This window comes from Dolichospermum sp. UHCC 0259 (genome assembly GCF_009711935.1).
Classification (GTDB): domain Bacteria; phylum Cyanobacteriota; class Cyanobacteriia; order Cyanobacteriales; family Nostocaceae; genus Dolichospermum.
Map to the genome: position 1 here is coordinate 16,130 of NZ_VIKX01000005.1, position 16,563 is coordinate 32,692.

At 38.3% G+C, this 16,563-nt stretch carries 14 protein-coding genes and 1 tRNA gene; 9 read left to right on the forward strand and 6 right to left on the reverse strand.

The window, feature by feature from the left end; translation table 11 throughout:
• Window positions 1-283 precede the first annotated feature (283 nt).
• The 3 genes from FJR05_RS00545 (at window position 284) to FJR05_RS00555 (ending at window position 3,112) form a co-directional block, all read left to right on the forward strand.
• Window positions 284-958, forward strand: a complete 675-nt coding sequence (locus FJR05_RS00545) for a pentapeptide repeat-containing protein (protein ID WP_168642312.1) — start codon at window positions 284-286, stop codon at window positions 956-958.
• A 378-nt stretch (window positions 959-1,336) separates the two neighbouring features.
• Window positions 1,337-2,161, forward strand: a complete 825-nt coding sequence (locus tag FJR05_RS00550; protein WP_168642313.1) for an SDR family oxidoreductase — start codon at window positions 1,337-1,339, stop codon at window positions 2,159-2,161.
• A 21-nt stretch (window positions 2,162-2,182) separates the two neighbouring features.
• Window positions 2,183-3,112, forward strand: a complete 930-nt coding sequence (locus FJR05_RS00555) for an alpha/beta fold hydrolase (protein WP_168642314.1) — start codon at window positions 2,183-2,185, stop codon at window positions 3,110-3,112.
• 7 nt (window positions 3,113-3,119) lie between these two features.
• Here the strand turns inward: FJR05_RS00555 and FJR05_RS00560 are convergent, their stop codons facing one another.
• The 4 genes from FJR05_RS00560 to FJR05_RS00575 all read right to left on the reverse strand — a co-directional run bounded on the left by FJR05_RS00560 (window position 3,120) and on the right by FJR05_RS00575 (window position 6,924).
• Complete coding sequence (locus FJR05_RS00560) at window positions 3,120-4,010, reverse strand: bestrophin family protein (protein WP_168642315.1); 891 nt, start codon at window positions 4,008-4,010, stop codon at window positions 3,120-3,122.
• Window positions 4,011-4,087: 77 nt separating this feature from the next.
• On the reverse strand, window positions 4,088-4,465 hold the full coding sequence (locus FJR05_RS00565) for an STAS/SEC14 domain-containing protein (RefSeq protein WP_174783533.1): 378 nt from the start codon (window positions 4,463-4,465) through the stop codon (window positions 4,088-4,090).
• A 264-nt stretch (window positions 4,466-4,729) separates the two neighbouring features.
• Window positions 4,730-4,802: transfer RNA gene (locus FJR05_RS00570), tRNA-Ala, on the reverse strand.
• Between the two features lie 694 nt (window positions 4,803-5,496).
• The gene (locus tag FJR05_RS00575; protein ID WP_168642316.1) at window positions 5,497-6,924 is read right to left on the reverse strand and encodes a phosphoglucomutase/phosphomannomutase family protein; all 1,428 of its coding nucleotides are present in this window, start codon (window positions 6,922-6,924) and stop codon (window positions 5,497-5,499) included.
• Between the two features lie 122 nt (window positions 6,925-7,046).
• Between FJR05_RS00575 and FJR05_RS00580 the strand changes: the two genes are divergently transcribed.
• The 5 genes from FJR05_RS00580 (at window position 7,047) to FJR05_RS00600 (ending at window position 10,366) form a co-directional block, all read left to right on the forward strand.
• Window positions 7,047-7,916 (forward strand): PD-(D/E)XK nuclease family protein, encoded by an 870-nt coding sequence (locus FJR05_RS00580; protein ID WP_168642317.1) that lies wholly within the window; start codon window positions 7,047-7,049, stop codon window positions 7,914-7,916.
• Between the two features lie 108 nt (window positions 7,917-8,024).
• A complete protein-coding gene (locus FJR05_RS00585; RefSeq protein WP_168642318.1) occupies window positions 8,025-8,549 on the forward strand; it encodes a pentapeptide repeat-containing protein in 525 nt (174 codons plus the stop codon).
• A gap of 296 nt (window positions 8,550-8,845) precedes the next feature.
• Window positions 8,846-9,337: a pentapeptide repeat-containing protein gene (locus FJR05_RS00590; protein ID WP_168642319.1), complete on the forward strand. Its 492-nt coding sequence runs from the start codon at window positions 8,846-8,848 to the stop codon at window positions 9,335-9,337.
• 280 nt (window positions 9,338-9,617) lie between these two features.
• Complete coding sequence (locus FJR05_RS00595) at window positions 9,618-9,923, forward strand: RNA-binding protein (protein WP_168642320.1); 306 nt, start codon at window positions 9,618-9,620, stop codon at window positions 9,921-9,923.
• 140 nt (window positions 9,924-10,063) lie between these two features.
• Window positions 10,064-10,366: an RNA-binding protein gene (locus tag FJR05_RS00600; RefSeq protein ID WP_168642321.1), complete on the forward strand. Its 303-nt coding sequence runs from the start codon at window positions 10,064-10,066 to the stop codon at window positions 10,364-10,366.
• Between the two features lie 240 nt (window positions 10,367-10,606).
• On the opposite strand, the gene FJR05_RS00605 is transcribed toward FJR05_RS00600, so the two are convergent.
• Together FJR05_RS00605 and rnc are read right to left on the reverse strand one after the other, a co-directional pair.
• Window positions 10,607-11,968 (reverse strand): hypothetical protein, encoded by a 1,362-nt coding sequence (locus tag FJR05_RS00605; RefSeq protein ID WP_371416758.1) that lies wholly within the window; start codon window positions 11,966-11,968, stop codon window positions 10,607-10,609.
• Window positions 11,969-12,373: 405 nt separating this feature from the next.
• Window positions 12,374-13,096: a ribonuclease III gene (gene rnc / locus FJR05_RS00610; RefSeq protein WP_168642322.1), complete on the reverse strand. Its 723-nt coding sequence runs from the start codon at window positions 13,094-13,096 to the stop codon at window positions 12,374-12,376.
• A gap of 1,199 nt (window positions 13,097-14,295) precedes the next feature.
• On the opposite strand from rnc, the gene FJR05_RS00615 reads away from it, so the two are divergent.
• On the forward strand, window positions 14,296-16,464 hold the full coding sequence (locus FJR05_RS00615) for an Rne/Rng family ribonuclease (protein ID WP_168642323.1): 2,169 nt from the start codon (window positions 14,296-14,298) through the stop codon (window positions 16,462-16,464).
• Window positions 16,465-16,563: the final 99 nt, after the last annotated feature.

A 16,563-nucleotide genomic window follows, 5' to 3' on the forward strand; every position in this document is an offset into this window, starting at 1 on the left:
TCTACTCCTCCACTCCCCCTACTCCTCTACTCCCTGTTCCCTAAAAACCCAGATCACAAGTGTGTAAACTTTGACTCAGTTAAGAATCAATTCAAACCTGAGTTTACACAATATAGCAATTTGGGAAGATTTGTAACAAATTAACTATTACAGTTTAGCCTAAAATTTTGCTAACAAATACAAGTTTTTTCAATTACCACTCGATGGTGGAGAAGATAGAAAATACTAAATGAACAAATACTCAACATTTGTTAAATTATTAATTAATATTCACTAATACACCATGACGAGCAGCGAACTGGAGCGATACTACAGAATCTTAGAATTAGAGCCAGGGGCTACACTCGAACAGATAAACCAGGCTTACAAAGATTTAGTGTTTGTTTGGCATCCAGACCGTCTCCCCAAAGACAATCTCCGCTTACAACACAAAGCCCAGGAAAAGCTGAAATTATTTAATGAAGCGCGTGATAAACTGCGCTCTTTACGGGATAAACAGCCTACTTCATCTTATTCTTCACCACCTCCAGCCCATAAACCACCATCTACATACTCTTATCCACCACACACAACCCATCAACAACCACAGCCAAATTCAGATTTAAGCGGTAAAGATTTTAGTCGTGCTAATTTGAGTAACCGGGATTTATCAGGCAGAAACTTGAGCTATGCAAATTTAAGTGGGTCTAATCTTAGTGATACCTTTATGCACAAGGTGATTCTCAGAGGTGCGGATTTGTCAGAAGCCAATTTATTTAGAGCTAACTTACTTTTAGCAGATTTAAGAGATGCCAATTTACGCTCGGCTAATTTGATTGGTGCGGATCTTAGCGGTGCTGACTTGCGGGGTGCTGACTTGACAGGAGCGAGAATTCGTTCAGGCGATCGCCTACTGGTAAAATTGATTGGAGCTAAATTAGCTGGGGCCATCATGCCTGATGGTATAATTCATACCTAATAACAATCCCAGAACCTAAAAAGCAAGTTAAAATTACTGACAATATAAAAAACTTAGTAATCTTTCTTGCTAATTAGATTACCAGTGAGTACCATAGTCATAGTCATTAAAATTAATAATATAGCCATAACCCATAATATGTGAGAGAATCTACTTCCTGCTCTTTGACTTCAGAAGTCAAGTTTACATACGAAATAGGAATGCTGTATTCACAAAATTTAATGATCAATGTGGCTTCCTTCTCAGGTTATATATTTGAATAGGCAGAAAATTTAAAGTAAAACTAATACTTATTAGTCAAAAACTTTTGGATTTCTGTACTATTGACGGTTGACTGGTAATTGTTAAAAATAATTTATTTTAGTTCTATTAATGACCATGAACATTGCAATTATTGGCTGTGGTTATGTAGGTTGTGCAGTTAGCAAATATTGGCAGTCAAACAGTAATTTTATGTTGACTGCAACTACCACTAGCCCAGAACGTATCCCTACCTTAGAAACAGTAGCACAAAGAGTTATTGTCACATCAGGTAATGATTTAGAAAGTTTGAAAGCCGTATTAAAAAATCAAGAAATTGTCTTATTAAGTGTTGGGGCAAAGAATGCAGATTCTTATGAAGAAACCTATGTAGATACTGCGAAAACTCTAGTTTCTCTTTTACCCCAATTCCCCCATATTCACCAAGTCATATATACAAGTAGTTATTCAATTTATGGAGATAGAAATGGTATCTGGGTAGACGAAGAAAGCCCACCAGCACCAGCAAATCGTAATTCTCAACTACTAAGAAAAACAGAAGATATATTATTATCAGCCAACAATGAAAATACCCGCATTTGTATTTTACGGTTAGGTGGTATTTATGGAACAGGTAGAGAATTGGTAAAAATCTTTGCTAGAGCCGCAGGAACAACTCGTCCCGGTAATGGAGAAGATATCACCAATTGGATTCACCTTGATGATATTGTTAACACCATAGAATTTGCTCGTGAGCATCGCTTACAAGGCATTTATAATCTTGTAGATGATAGTCATCTCACAAATAAAGAATTACTTGATAATGTGATGACAAAAAACAACTTACCTAAAGTTAGTTGGGATGCAGATAATAAAAATATTCGCCCCTATAATGCCTGGGTATCCAATCAAAAGCTTAAAGATGCGGGATATCAATTCATGCACCCGCAAATAATTTTTTAGTCCTCATTCTCAATTATCATCATGTCATCATCTACAATTAACAACGGAACACCATTGCCAACCCAGTATTATTCTTGGCAAAACTATCGTTGTGCTTACGAAATTCATCAACCTCTCAATTCTCCAGCAGCGGGCATTCCTTTACTTTTAATTCATCCTATCGGTGTAGGTTTATCACGGCAATTTTGGCAACGATTTTGCCGAGAATGGTATGATAAAAATCACCAAAATTACATCTATAATCCCGACTTATTGGGATGTGGTGAAAGTGATATGCCAGCCTTAGCACATACGCCAATTAACTGGGCAAAACAGTTACAATACTTCTTGCAAACTGTAATTAAACAACCCGTTATTATCGTAGTTCAAGGAGCTTTATTACCAGTTGCTATTGAATTAGTAAAACTAGAAAAAGACTTAATTGCTGGGTTAGTCTTATCTGATCCTACCTCTCGTCCAGTTATTACTAAAACTGCCCCCAAATGGCAACAAAACTTACTTTGGAGTATTTTCAAATCTCCTATAGGTAATGCCTTTTTTCGCTATGCCCGTACTCGCAAATTTTTACATTCTTTCTCATCTGAAAAATTATTTGCTCTTGGGGAAAACGTTGATGATGAATGGCTAAATACTCTCATGGCAGATGCTAAAAATATGAATGGGCGTTATGCTGTGTTTGCTTTTTTAGCCAGATTTTGGCAAAGGGATTACAGTCATGATATCGCCTCAATTCCTCACCGCACATTATTAGTTGTAGGAGAAAAAGCTCGCGGCATTAGTAAAGAAAGTAAACCAGAAACTCCTGATGAAAGATTAGCATATTATTTGAATTGCTTACCTCAAGGTCAGGGAGTAAAAATCATTGGCAAGAATGTTATGCCCTATGAATATACTCAAGCATTTGTTGAGGTAGTATCACCATTTATAGATTCTATTTCAAGCGCTATTTAAAATTTCATTATTTATTCACAGTAGGAGTTAAGCTGATTAAATCATCAATATTTCGTTTCATTGTTGTGCAAATTGCGTCCAAAGGTAAATCATTTTCGTCATAACCAAAGGGATTTTCAATTTCTAACCCAATGGCTTCAATACCTAACAACGTAAAGCTAACCAAAGCAGAAATTAACCCAGTCCACCAGTCCAGACTCTGGACGATTTGAAATGGCAATAGGAAGCAATACAGCAATAATAATTGTTTGAGGTGAATAGCATAAGCCAGCGGCATTGGTGTTCTTAAAATTCGTTCACAAGAACCTAAATTATCTACTAACAGATTTAATAATTCCTGCATAGATGTCAGTTGATAACTATTAATATAATTACGGTTATATTGCTGTTGTAAATAATCGCTAATCCAAAAGGCAATCTCTAAAGGCGGATTATTGATAATCTTCAGAGTGATGTATTTAGAATCTGGCATTAATGCTTCTAAATCACTACTTATAGGTTCACTTCGTAAATGTAGTTTTGTCGCTATGGCAAAACCTACAAGTAAGTTTAAAGCCTCAATTTTATGATCTTTATCTTCTGGTTCTTTTTCATCAATAGATACCCAAATTTGTCGAGCTAAATTACGGATAGTATTGACTATTGCCCCCCAGCATTTTCTCCCTTCCCAAAAACGTTCATAGGCTGTATTAGTACGAAATACTAATAACAAACCCAAAACTATACTAGGAATAACACTCCCTAAAATTGGTTGAGAAACGGGAATTTTTAAATGATAAAGTATAGAAATTAAAACTCCAAATGCACCGCACAAAAGCACCCGTTTGTAAATCGCCGCAATAACTGATCCTTTTATTTGTAAAGCACTTTCAAACCAGGGCAGTCTTTTCTCTAACATAAAATCCTTTGATACATCCAAGATGAGATAAAATATACAAAAAATTGTGAGATATAACCATACTTAATTAAAAATCCTTAACTAAAACCTAAGTTTTCCATAAGTTTAGTTAAAGAAATACCATGTATTTTGGCTAATTCTGCCATATATTCTATACGTTGCGCTTGTAGTTTATCTATCTGTTCTCCCAGATATAATAATGCTTGATATTCTTCTTTTGTTAATATTTCTACTTCTCTTTTATTTATTAACTTTTCATTATTATTATCTGTGGTATCTTGATATGGTTGCAAAAATAATTGTGCTTCATTTTTGAGCAAACAAGCTGCTTTTTTATGAGTACGCAAAACTACAAGTTGACAAACAAACTGCTCTAAATTTGGTTGGGTTAACTGTTCAACGGCGTTTAGGAGTTGTTCTGAAGATAATTGGACTTCAACGTTTATGCTTGGCATCTTTTTTAACTTACCAGCTATGTTGCCAATATCTTATCAAGTTTTTGGTATTTTCACCAATAAAAAATCAGTGTAATGGTATGGCTTTCTGGTAACTATGAAAACCTTGCAATTTATGATTGTTGCATGGCTTTTTTCCTTCTGACTACTGGGTTTTAAGCAAAGCTAAACTGTTAGCAGACCCTATTTTCAAGTCAGTCGTGGAGAAAATTAACAGAAAAATCAGTTGTGTAATTAGTTCTGTTCGATTACTTATAATTTGTATGGAGCTAAGCGGATTCGAACCGCTGACCCCCTCAATGCCATTGAGGTGCGCTACCAACTGCGCTATAACCCCGAAATCCTAATTCACTAAGCACAAAGGCTTATTGGTTAGTTTTTATTTGTGTCTTTTGTGAATTATATATCAATTGATGCCAATTCAGTCAAGATATTTATATTAAGAAATGTTAATTGACACTCTCAGATATAAAGACACTGAGATTCTTTAATCAATGAGCCAACTTACAATTGCTGGATTACTCCAACAAAAACAGAGGTCGATTCTCCTAAAGCGTTAATTCCGGTATGCCCTACCGTACTCGATTTTTGTATTTCATTTTTCACCAAATTTAGCTTTCCTAAACTGCAATACTGTTATGTATGACTACGCACTCAACCAAATTAGTTAAGTTTTTACGTTGTTTAGTTATACTTAAATTCTAGAATCTTTAAAACTGTATCACACCTACTGTTACTAGTCAAGAGCTTGAGCGAATAAATTCGCCCGTGTCGCTTATATCTCAGCACTAAAGTAACTGAGCTTTACGCTTACCGAGTAATCTTGTAATTAATTAACATTCACATTTCTCGCAATCAGTAGGTTGGTGTTAAAAATTGTGGTTATTACAGGGGAACAGGGAACAGGGAACAGGGAATAGGGAATAGGGAATAGGGAATAGGGAATAAAAATTACCCAACTTCCTTCTTCCTTCTTCCTTCTTTCTAACTCCTGAACTCCTGAACTCCTGAACTCCTGACTCCTTGATTCGCTAACCTAACTTAGCAATTTCACTTTCCATGAATTTAGCAATCTGGCTAAGTTTTTCTGATGAGTTGGTTTCCATGTAAACTCTCACCAAAGGTTCTGTCCCAGAAGGACGCAGCAACACCCAGCTACCCTCTTCTAAATACAGTTTAATACCATCTTTTCTTCCCACCTCTTTCACCTTAATTCCTGCCACTTCTGAAGGCGGATTTTGGGTATAAGAGTTGATGACTGCGACTTTGTGATCTTCCGTTAGGTGTAAATCCAAGCGATTGTTATATAGTGGTCCATCAGCTTCGGCGATCGCTTCCTGTACCAACTGACTCAAAGGCTTACCTTCATAGGCGATCGCCTCAGCTACTAGCATATCTGCTAAAACCCCGTCTTTTTCAGGAATATGCCCAATGATACTTAAACCACCGGATTCTTCTCCACCAATCAAAACGGCGGTTTCCCGCATTTTCTCGCCAATGTATTTAAAACCTACCGCAGTTTCATAAATTTGCAAGCCATACTTGGCAGCGAAATTATCTAATAAGTGCGTAGTTGCCACAGTGCGAACAATTGCCCCACTCTTACCCTTGTTTTTTATCAAATGTCGTGCTAGAACTAACAGCACTGTATTGGGAGTGAGGACATTACCCTGTTCATCAACAATACCAAAGCGATCGCTATCACCATCGGTAGCCAAACCTAAATCCGCATGATCAGCCCTCACGGCTGCCACCAACTCAACTAACTGTTCCCCTTTGGGTTCAGGCATACCACCGCCAAACAGCACATCTCGCCAATCGTGGAAACTTTCTAATTGACAACCACAGTGTTGCAAGACTTCATCTAAATAGCCCCGTGAGGTAGAATAAAGGGCATCATACTTGACCTTTAAATTTGCACTTTTAATTTTTTCCACATCCAACAAGGTGTAGATAAAATTTAGATAATCGGGCTTGGGATCAAAAGTAGAAATTGTCCCAGATGGGTTACTTCCAGGTAACTCGTCCGATGCTGTTTCTATGTTGGCGACAATAGTATCAGTAATTTCTGGAGTTGCCGGACCTGCATAATCGGGAATATATTTAATCCCACAATAGGGTGCAGGATTATGACTAGCAGTAAACATCAAAGCCCCTGCGGAATCGAGCAGGCGGGCATTGTAGGCAATTACTGGGGTGGGACAATCCCGATCAGTAATTTTTACATTCCAGCCCAAATCCGCCAAAACTGCGGCAGATGACCGGGCGAACTCGTCAGCTAAAAACCGCGTATCGTAGGCAATTAAAACAGGTTTGTCCTTACTATAGGCAGTTTCCAGATAACTAGCGATCGCTCTCGTTACTTTCCGCACATTGGGAAAAGTAAAATCATCAGCAATAATTCCGCGCCATCCATCAGTACCAAACTTTATCTTACCGGAATTGCTAGGGTTACTCATATTGCCACTCTCTCCCGTGCATGATTATTGCTATTTACTATTAGGAAGCATCCCGCAAAGCTGTGGAACAGCCACTAAGCCGCAAGTATCCCCAAGGTAATTTCTCTCACTCTACATGAGCAATGTCAACCCCCGATAGACCCTTTGTTAGTTACCACCTTTGGTCTTTATTTGCCCCCAGCCGGGGACAGGAACATTGGCATTGCCAAATGAGAAGAGGATTTATCAAAGCGCGACAACATGAACCCGAAGTTAAAGCTTTATTGACAACAGCCACCCCACCCCAGCGCATTGGCATTCTTGCCCAAAAAGGTGTGTATGAGTTTCATCGTCATTTGCATTGGTTAACTCAGGTTGATGGTGTGGAAAAAGTGGCGAGGTTGTTGGGATTGAGTCAGACTCATGAAACAGTTAAATATCGGGTATTACAAATTTTGAGAAAATATCAAAATGCCCCATTATTATTAGGTAAGCGGATTCTGGAATTAACTGCGGGTGATGAAGGTTTTCCTAAACCGATTGTGATTGAAAAACAAGATTATTGCTTTCGGTTATATGCCGCTATGGACTGTATATTTATTGAGTCTGATAGCACCTTACATATTTTAGATTTTAAAACTGGTAGATCGGCTTTTGACCACAGACAAGCACTAGTTTATTTACTCGCAGCCCGTTATCTTTATCCTGGCAAACCCGCAGTTGCCTCTTTTTATAATTTGGAAGTTTGCAAAAAATCGGAATTAATTACTATTAGCAATAGTGAATTTAAAGATTTGGAATCGGAGTTAGCAAATATTGCCCATCAACATCAAGAAGATTTACAACAATACGAAGCTAAAAATAGTAACTTTAGTCAAATATTTCCCCCAAATCCGGGAAACCATTGCCGTTTTTGTGCTTTCAATTCTATCTGTGAATTCGCTGATTTAAAACTACCAAAATCTTATTCAATGCCAATTACAAAATCTCACCCTTCTCCCACATCTTCTTAGTATTATTTGGTGATTTGGAAAGTGAGGTCAAAAAGAGATTGCCAGAGGTTGAGTTGCACTATATTTGAGATTGGAAAAGAAATTGGCAGTAAAATGATAGTTTTGAAAATGACTCCAGAAGAATTGCTTGGTAGCTACCTCCAAGGGAAGCGTGACTTTCGAGGAATCAAGTTGATCCAATCTCCGTTTGATGTCGAAGGAAACGAAATTGACTTGCGGGGGTTGTGTTTGCGAGATATTAACTTCAGTGGAGCCTATTTAAAAAAGGCTGATTTTACTGAAACTGATTTGAGCGGAGCCAATTTGCTTGGATCTGTTTTGGAACAAGCTTGTTTCAGACGTGCTATTGTTAGGGATGCTAATTTGTATTCCGCTAATTTGCGCTGGTGTGATTTAACCGAAGCTGATTTGAGAGGAAGTGTCCTCGATCATATCAATGCTACTTGCGCTTACTTCGATAGAGCAATCAACATTGGAGCGATGGAATATGCTATTTTGGCTGATGCCAGCTTTCAAGATGCTCATATCCCTGATCAACTTATTTGTCGTGGCGGAAATTTGATTTGGAGAACTGTTATGCCCGATGGCACCATCAAACTTGGACCTCAATATGGAGATGGGGAAGGTAGATAGTTTGTAGGTTGGGTTGACGCAAGGAAACCCAACATTGACGACAAATATCTCACCACAAATTTCTAAAATAATTCACAACCATAATTAACTGTACAAATCTTTCTGCATTATCAATCTCCGCCTCAATTATTGATAATTTTGTCAATGTAGCTTTTTGTGATTTAGGTTTCAGCTAGTTGTTCTATGGGGCGGTTGGTGATTTGGAAAGTGAGATTAAAAAGGAAGTGCCAGAGGTTTAGTAGGTTGTCGTTGGATATTTTAATTAACGTAAAAGTTGAATTATGGATATTGAAGAATTGGTAGTTCGATACGATGAGGGAGAGCGGGACTTTAATGGTATTAGACTTTACGTTGGAGATAATGACCTCAAAGGGATCAATTTGCAAGGAATTAAGCTGCGTGGTGCTGATCTCCTTGATGCCAATCTCGCTGGTGTCAATCTCACTAGAGCCGATCTCACTGGAGCCATTTTGAGGGGAGCGAATTTGGAAGGTGCTATCCTCAGAAAAGCTGAATTGTATTCTGTTAATTTGTTCTGGTGTTGTTTGGTTGAAGCTGATTTGACTGATGCCGTCTTGACTCACATGAATGCTACTTGTGCCAATTTCCGAAGTTGTAAGCTGCCTAGTTTTGGTTTCTCCCGTGCTATTTTGATTGATACTAACTTCCAAGATGTCAATATTTCCAAAGATGTTATCTGTCGCCACGGAAATTTGATTTGGAATACTATCATGCCCGATAGGACTATCGAACATGGTCCCTATATGGGTAGTTTCCCCGGTCGTTGACGCAAGGAAACCCAACATTGACAACAAATATCTCACCACAAATATCTAAAATAATTCCCAACTATAATTAACTGTACAAATCTTTCTGCATCATCAATATCCGCCTCAATTATTGATGATTTTGTCAATCTAGCCGTCGGTGATTTGGAGAGTTATGCTACCGGAGAAAAAATTTCCATGCCCAATTAGAAAATAAACCTTAATTACGGGTATTATATGGTTGAGGCATTCCTCATGTTAATAGTCTAAAAGTCCATTTTTTAATTCCCGGAGCTATTCAATGTCAATTTATGTCGGTAATTTATCCTATGAGGTTAGAGAAGAAGACCTCAAACAGACGTTTGCAGAGTATGGAACTGTTAAAAAAGTTCAACTACCTATTGACCGGGAAACTGGGCGTGTAAGAGGTTTTGGCTTTGTAGAAATGGAATCAGATGCGGAAGAAGAAGCCGCAATTGCTGCACTTGACGGCGCTGAATGGATGGGACGTAACTTGAAGGTTAACAAAGCTAAACCCAAAGAAGATCGTGGTGGTGGTGGAAGACGGGATGGCGGCGACGGTGGCGGCTATTCTCGCCGTTACTAAGTTTTAGCATCCACAATCAATCATAATTTTATCAAGACACACACAATATGTGTCTTTTTTAAGTCCTATAGCGGATTTTATCTGAGTGCTGATATTGTAGTTAAGGAACAAGTTCATTTTTTAATTTTCGGAGCTATTCAATGTCAATTTACGTTGGTAATTTATCCTATGATGTTACAGAGAATGACCTGAATGGGGTTTTCGCAGAATATGGAACTGTTAAGAGAGTTCAACTACCTACTGACCGGGAAACTGGTCGGAAAAGAGGTTTTGCCTTTGTAGAAATGGGAACAGAGGCAGAAGAAACAGCCGCAATTGAAGCGCTTGACGGTGCTGAATGGATGGGACGTAACTTGAAGGTTAACAAAGCTAAACCCAAAGAAGATCGTGGTGGTGGTGGTGGACGAGGTGGATATGGTGGTGGTGGACGCGATCGCTACTAATATTTTGCCATTAAAACTTTAAGTACCATATTTTGAGGACAGAGGAAATCTCTGTCTTTTTTAATATATATAAAAACGCTTCAAATCAGGAGTAAGGAGAAAGAATCATGTAGAATTTAAAAAAGTGGTTGATTTTTGATAATATCAACATTTATTGCTGGCACATTATCAACATTGAATCCCCTCGGAAATCATTGATTTATAAAGGGTTTATATTTATTCAGCAAGCCCTATTTAGTTTTAACAAAATCTCTTAAAGAATGATAAATCAATCCCACCAAAATTAATACTAAAAGCAATATTCAATTGTTCCAAAGTTCCCACTAACCAGCCAACAGTCTCAGTAGTGGAAGCTTCATAGTGATTAAACAAAATTGCAAATTTTCTTTCTAAATATGGTTTAACTTTTCCACAAATCAGGACAATTTTTAATAATAAGCCCATTGTGGGGACTGTTCCTTGATTACTAATTAAATCTAAGAAAACAAAGTGCTGTGGTGATGATTGGTTATTAACAACTAAAAAGTTTAATAAATTACTGCAAGTTCTTACTAATAACAAGTCATTAACTTTTTGCTCATCGGCTTGAGGTAAAATGTCTTGTAAATATCTATATAATTTTTGGTTGAATTGTTTTCTCCCGTATTGCTTGTCTACAGACAATATCAAATATTCATATAAATCATCCTTAAAATTACGAAAATTTTTCGCTTGTCCGCCATATTTTATGAACTGTTGGGCAGATTCATGATATGTATTGCCACGTTCAACTTTACCAACAAAATGTTTTAATGTGGTATATAATTCACCATCAGTTAATAATGTAGGATTATCTATGGGGCGCAAAATTCTATTGGCTTCAGCAGTTGAAGTATTTTGCAATGACTGAATTTGCCGTACTTTATAAGTTACATATTGTGATAAATCAATTTCAAATTTCTTTTGTACTTGTGATTGAAAGTGTCTAACAGTTTCTTTTTGTTCAATAGTAGAGTCGTCGTTCATTAAACAATGTTCATACAGATAAGGGTAACGACGAATTAATGTCATTAGAGGCTGATTATCTTGCCTTTTGGCTACAGGATAAGTCTCATTGACTACTTGAGTAAATCTCTGTAAAATTAAATATTGTTCGCTGCTGACAAACTGTTTAACTAATTCCCGTAAACGGCTGATTTCGCGGCAACGTAAATTGTTAACTTTATAAGTTGTAGGTATAGCATGAAATAAATCTATCAAATCAGCGATCGCACTATTTAGCAAGGGTTTCATGTGCCAGTAGTTGATGAGAATATGGCAACAGCGGTTCAGGAAGAACTGAAATTCTTCAGATGCGTTCTTAGATCCGGTAATTTTGTCTAAAATTGAGATAATTTCTGGTTCAGGATAATTCGCTCTTTCAATAAATAATGCCCGAAATCTGTCCAACATTTGGTTAGGAGATTCTTTTCGCACTAAGTTGAGTAAGTGTTGATAGATTAACTGTTCTTCATGATAACAGTCATGGTAATGGTGATCATAGTCCAATTTTCGGCCAATTAATTGCGTCGAATGTGCTTGGGGAACTGTTTTATCTGGGTTAAGATCAATTTTGTTTCTCACTTTTGTTTCTCACTTTTCATTACCGACAACCTGGAATCAATGTAATTTTTTATATGTTTTTATAACTATTAACCGTATAATCTCGGCTATATTGTTGTCTTTTAATTTGCAACAGTTTAATTTAATACTGCTGCGGACATCCTACCACATAACCTATGACTTCACTGAGAGATAAACATGAAGTGGACATAAATTTTTACTACTTAATCTTAAATTTTTAATCAAGAAACATCAGTGACTATGATCACCAAAAAATAGTAATCCTAAAATTTGGTATAAATTTGAAAATTTTGTGTGTTTTATCTTTCACCAAAGTCAGTATTTGGAAAATCTAGCAGGAGAAAAACACCGTTGGGGCGGGATTTTCATGATTAATTGATGTTTTGGCGACTTTAGTAGTTATTGTTACTCATCTTTTGATGGGGTGCTAATTTCTAAATAGGCAACTTTGGCGGCGGCTTGTTCAGCGGCTTTAATGGAGCGTCCTTTGCCTTGTCCTAACATTTTTTCATGTAGCCAAACTTCAGCAAAGAAGCGTTCATGCGTGCGGTGGGGTTGACTGACTTCTAAAACTCGATATTCTGGCAGGACTTTGAATTGTGCTTGAGTCCATTCTTGCAAGGCGGCTTTATAATTGAGTCTGGCAGGATCTAGACGAATTTCTGTGGTTAGTTGCTGAAAATGAGGATCTAACCAAGGACGAATCAGGTTAAGATTGTTGGTGCTAAGATACAGCGCCCCTAAAACCGCTTCAAAAGAATCTGCTAATCGTGATTCTTGACCAACATGATCAGCGGTGGCACTACCAGCTACCAATAGGTATAACTCTAAACCATATTCTCTTGCTAGTTGGGCAAGAATGCGATCGCTCACCAACACTGAACGAATAGCCGCAAAATCACCGACCGAACAATCAGCATAATGTTCCCATAATACCACAGCCGCCACAAGACGCACCACCGCATCGCCAACAAACTCTAGTTGTTCATAGTTGGCAATATCAGAGACGGTAGGATGAGTTAGTGCCAAATCCAATAATTGCCATTTTATTGGTGCGTTGGTTGACAAACCAAACTTTTGGACTAAACTTTCAAGCTGCCGTTGACGGCGGGGATAAACGCTGGACATTAGGTAAGTGTGGAACAAAGGGATAATAACTATTAACTTAGCATTAAATTATAAAGTATAAATACAAGTTATTTTCTCCCTAAAAACTTACTATGTCAATAGTGTCATAGCTTCAACTAGTAGTCTGTCAACCCAAAAATGACGGGTAAAGGCAAGTAGGGGGAGAAGAGGGGGTAGGGGAAGTAGGGGAAGGAAAACAGAAGTTTTTTCCTATCATTACCCGTCAAATTTATTTTGACGAACTACTAGTGATCGGCTCATATTAAACCCGAATCACAAAGCAATGAGCAGGGAGTAAAAGAAATATTTCTTACCAATTACCCATTACCTATGACCAATTACCTATTAACAATTGATTTTTGGCAAGGTTGCGTTAGAATGATAATCAAGAGAAATTTTCTGGAACTGCATTGACTGACTTGATTCACTACCTGCGATTATCACAGAAAAGCAAAGATATAAGAGTGTAACTTCTAAGATTGTATTCCAGACCAACTCTGCTGCTGATTACAAACCACTCTCTCTAGCTACCTTGTGAATCAATCACTAACAATAGCTTTCGTCAACTTCTCCATTGACTGATACATTTTATCCCTTAAATAAGACTTGCTTTGATTGCGGGCTTTTATGCAATTGCTACAAATGCAAGTGTGTTTAATTGTAAAAAATACCACTTAAGTATTGACAGAGATTACAACCCTGCTAAGATTCTTGTCAAGATGACTCGGTGAGTTATCTGCACCTAACTAGACTTTCTAGTAAACGCACGGATAGTGAATCCAGTGCTAAAGGCAGATTTTCCTCCGTCAGCAGATGGTAAACCCCAAGAGAAACCGTGTCTAGACGCGGAGGTTTTCCAGAGAGTCTGTGCTATTTAGGTATAGTCAACCTTCCCTGATGAAATGTTAACTTTGAAACAGATATCTACGGATATCCAAAGTTTAAATAGCAGCGTATAGTAGGGGAAATCAGCCAAGGGCGGTTGATGGAAGTTCTTAAACTATATGCAGCTATTCAGGAATAATCCGGCGTGTAAACGCAATCACAGTATCATTAGCTCTTCATAACTTTGCAGAGCTACTCAAATTGGAAATTTTTATTACTAGTAGCGTCTTGTAGCAGCGACCGTCAGGACAAGCGGGATAACAAAGAAATTCCTGGTAATTCCCAGCGGTGCTGCCAATTTTTGAGGAAATTGAATGCCAAAACAAATTATCATCGCGGAGCAGCATCAAATTGCTGCCGTATTTTCAGAAGATCAAATACAAGAACTCGTTGTAGCTACGGGTCATCATCAAATTGGTGATATCTATTTAGGTGTAGTTGAAAATGTCTTACCTGGGATAGATGCGGCTTTTGTCAATATCGGTGATCCAGAACGCAACGGGTTTATTCACGTCACTGATTTAGGTCCATTGAGACTGAAACGTAGTGCAGCAGCGATTACAGAACTGTTGACACCACAACAAAAAACCTTAGTGCAGGTAATGAAAGAGCCAACCGGATCAAAAGGTCCCAGGCTCACAGGTAATATCACCTTACCTGGACGTTATGTAGTGTTAATGCCCTATGGACGGGGGGTAAATTTATCGAGACGGATTAAGAGCGAAAGTGAACGGAACCGGCTGAGAGCTTTGGCTATTTTGGTGAAACCAGCAGGGATGGGGTTGCTGGTACGCACAGAAGCAGAAGGTAAGCCAGAAGAAGCCATTATTGAAGATTTGGAAGTGCTGCAAAAGCAGTGGGAAATTGTGCAACAAGAAGCAGTGACTTCTCGTGCGCCGGCGCTACTGAATCGTGATGATGACTTTATTCAGCGCGTGCTTCGGGATATGTATGGTAGTGATGTGAATCGCATTGTTGTTGATTCCAGCACTGGCTTAAAACGGGTGAAACAGTATTTACAAAACTGGAGTGGTGGACAAACACCGCAAGGATTATTAATTGATCATCACCGCGATCGCTCTCCCATTTTAGAATATTTCCGGATCAATGCCGCTGTCCGTGAAGCCCTCAGACCGAGAGTAGATTTACCATCAGGCGGTTATGTCATCATCCAACCGACAGAAGCCTTAACCGTCATAGATGTGAACTCCGGTTCATTCACCCGTTCGGCAACTGCTAGAGAAACAGTGCTGTGGACAAACTGTGAAGCAGCAGCGGAAATTGCCCGTCAGTTACGGTTGCGAAACATTGCTGGTGTGATTGTGGTTGATTTCATTGATATGGAATCCCGTCGTGATCAAATGCAAGTTTTAGAACACTTTAACAAAGCTCTTAAAGCAGATAAAGCTCGTCCCCAAATTGCCCAACTGACTGAATTAGGTTTGGTGGAACTGACTCGGAAGCGTCAAGGCCAAAATATTTATGAATTGTTTGGCGAAACTTGCCCTACTTGCGGCGGTTTAGGACATACCGTCAGATTACCTGGAGAACTGGAAAACCGTCTGCCTATCCCGGCTGCGGACATCCCAGAGCGGTTTGTACCCATGCCGCAAAGGGAATCTCGTCCACCTGCACCCACTACTCGCATCCCTGATATCGGTAGTCTGCCACAAGTGACACCAAAAGATGTCTATGATGGCTTTGGTGATGGATTTGAAACTGAACCGGAATTTAGTTCTCTGCATCTGATCAATCATCCTAGTTACCAAGAATTAAATGATAAGCGTCGTACCCGTACCCGCCGTAGTCGCATTGGCGTAAATGGTGCTAACGGTAAAGATGAATCTCGCTTACCTACTAATCCTCTAGCTTTTGTTAATGATTCAGATTTGGACTTAGAAGAACCTGAATTACCAATACCAGAAATTTCTCCCCCAACTATTAATAAATCAGGTTGGACGGAAAGACCGGAACGGACAAAGGTAAAATTAGATCCGATTAAGGTAGAACCACCGGAGGTAATTACTGTAGAAATGTCAGCAAAGGAACAGGATACATTTGCTGAAATGGGAATTTCTCCTTTACTCAAGTTAGATCGGGAGGGAAAAAATCCCAGATCGGTGATTATTAATGTTGTACAACCAGGAGAATCACCTAGTGAAGCACCTGAAGTTATCCCCGAACCAATTGTTACTGAAAAAACACTTCCTGAAGTTGTCACTATTAAACTACCGACACCAAAATTTGAGATAGAAGAAGATTCATCCTTTCCACCATTAGTAATATTTCCAGAATTGACAATAATTCCCGAAGAAAAAGCAACTAACCCTGAAGGAAAAATAGAGCCTGAGAAAGAAACTAAAGTTGAAGAAAAAACGGAAACTGAAAAAGAAATAGAATCTGACGGTAATAGTAGTTCTATTCCTAATCGTCGTCGTCGTCGTCGTTCATCAGCCTTAGATACAGATGGTTTCGGACTGTGATTTTGATGATTTGTGTTATTTGTGTGATTAATTAATTGATGAATCAGTTAGGTAAATCAAATCAATTACATAAATCATAGTTTCAATTAATTATCTGCA

Excerpts from the sequence above, each read along its gene's own strand:
- FJR05_RS00595 (WP_168642320.1), top strand. The coding sequence starts at position 9,618 with ATGTCAATTTATGTCGGTAATTTATCCTATGAGGTTAGAGAAGAAGAC.
- FJR05_RS00580 (WP_168642317.1), top strand. The coding sequence starts at position 7,047 with ATGTCAACCCCCGATAGACCCTTTGTTAGTTACCACCTTTGGTCTTTA.
- FJR05_RS00585 (WP_168642318.1), top strand. The coding sequence starts at position 8,025 with ATGACTCCAGAAGAATTGCTTGGTAGCTACCTCCAAGGGAAGCGTGAC.
- FJR05_RS00560 (WP_168642315.1), bottom strand. The coding sequence starts at position 4,010 with ATGTTAGAGAAAAGACTGCCCTGGTTTGAAAGTGCTTTACAAATAAAA.
- rnc (WP_168642322.1), bottom strand. The coding sequence starts at position 13,096 with ATGTCCAGCGTTTATCCCCGCCGTCAACGGCAGCTTGAAAGTTTAGTC.
- FJR05_RS00565 (WP_174783533.1), bottom strand. The coding sequence starts at position 4,465 with ATGCCAAGCATAAACGTTGAAGTCCAATTATCTTCAGAACAACTCCTA.
- FJR05_RS00555 (WP_168642314.1), top strand. The coding sequence starts at position 2,183 with ATGTCATCATCTACAATTAACAACGGAACACCATTGCCAACCCAGTAT.
- FJR05_RS00550 (WP_168642313.1), top strand. The coding sequence starts at position 1,337 with ATGAACATTGCAATTATTGGCTGTGGTTATGTAGGTTGTGCAGTTAGC.
- FJR05_RS00545 (WP_168642312.1), top strand. The coding sequence starts at position 284 with ATGACGAGCAGCGAACTGGAGCGATACTACAGAATCTTAGAATTAGAG.
- FJR05_RS00615 (WP_168642323.1), top strand. The coding sequence starts at position 14,296 with ATGCCAAAACAAATTATCATCGCGGAGCAGCATCAAATTGCTGCCGTA.
- FJR05_RS00575 (WP_168642316.1), bottom strand. The coding sequence starts at position 6,924 with ATGAGTAACCCTAGCAATTCCGGTAAGATAAAGTTTGGTACTGATGGA.
- FJR05_RS00600 (WP_168642321.1), top strand. The coding sequence starts at position 10,064 with ATGTCAATTTACGTTGGTAATTTATCCTATGATGTTACAGAGAATGAC.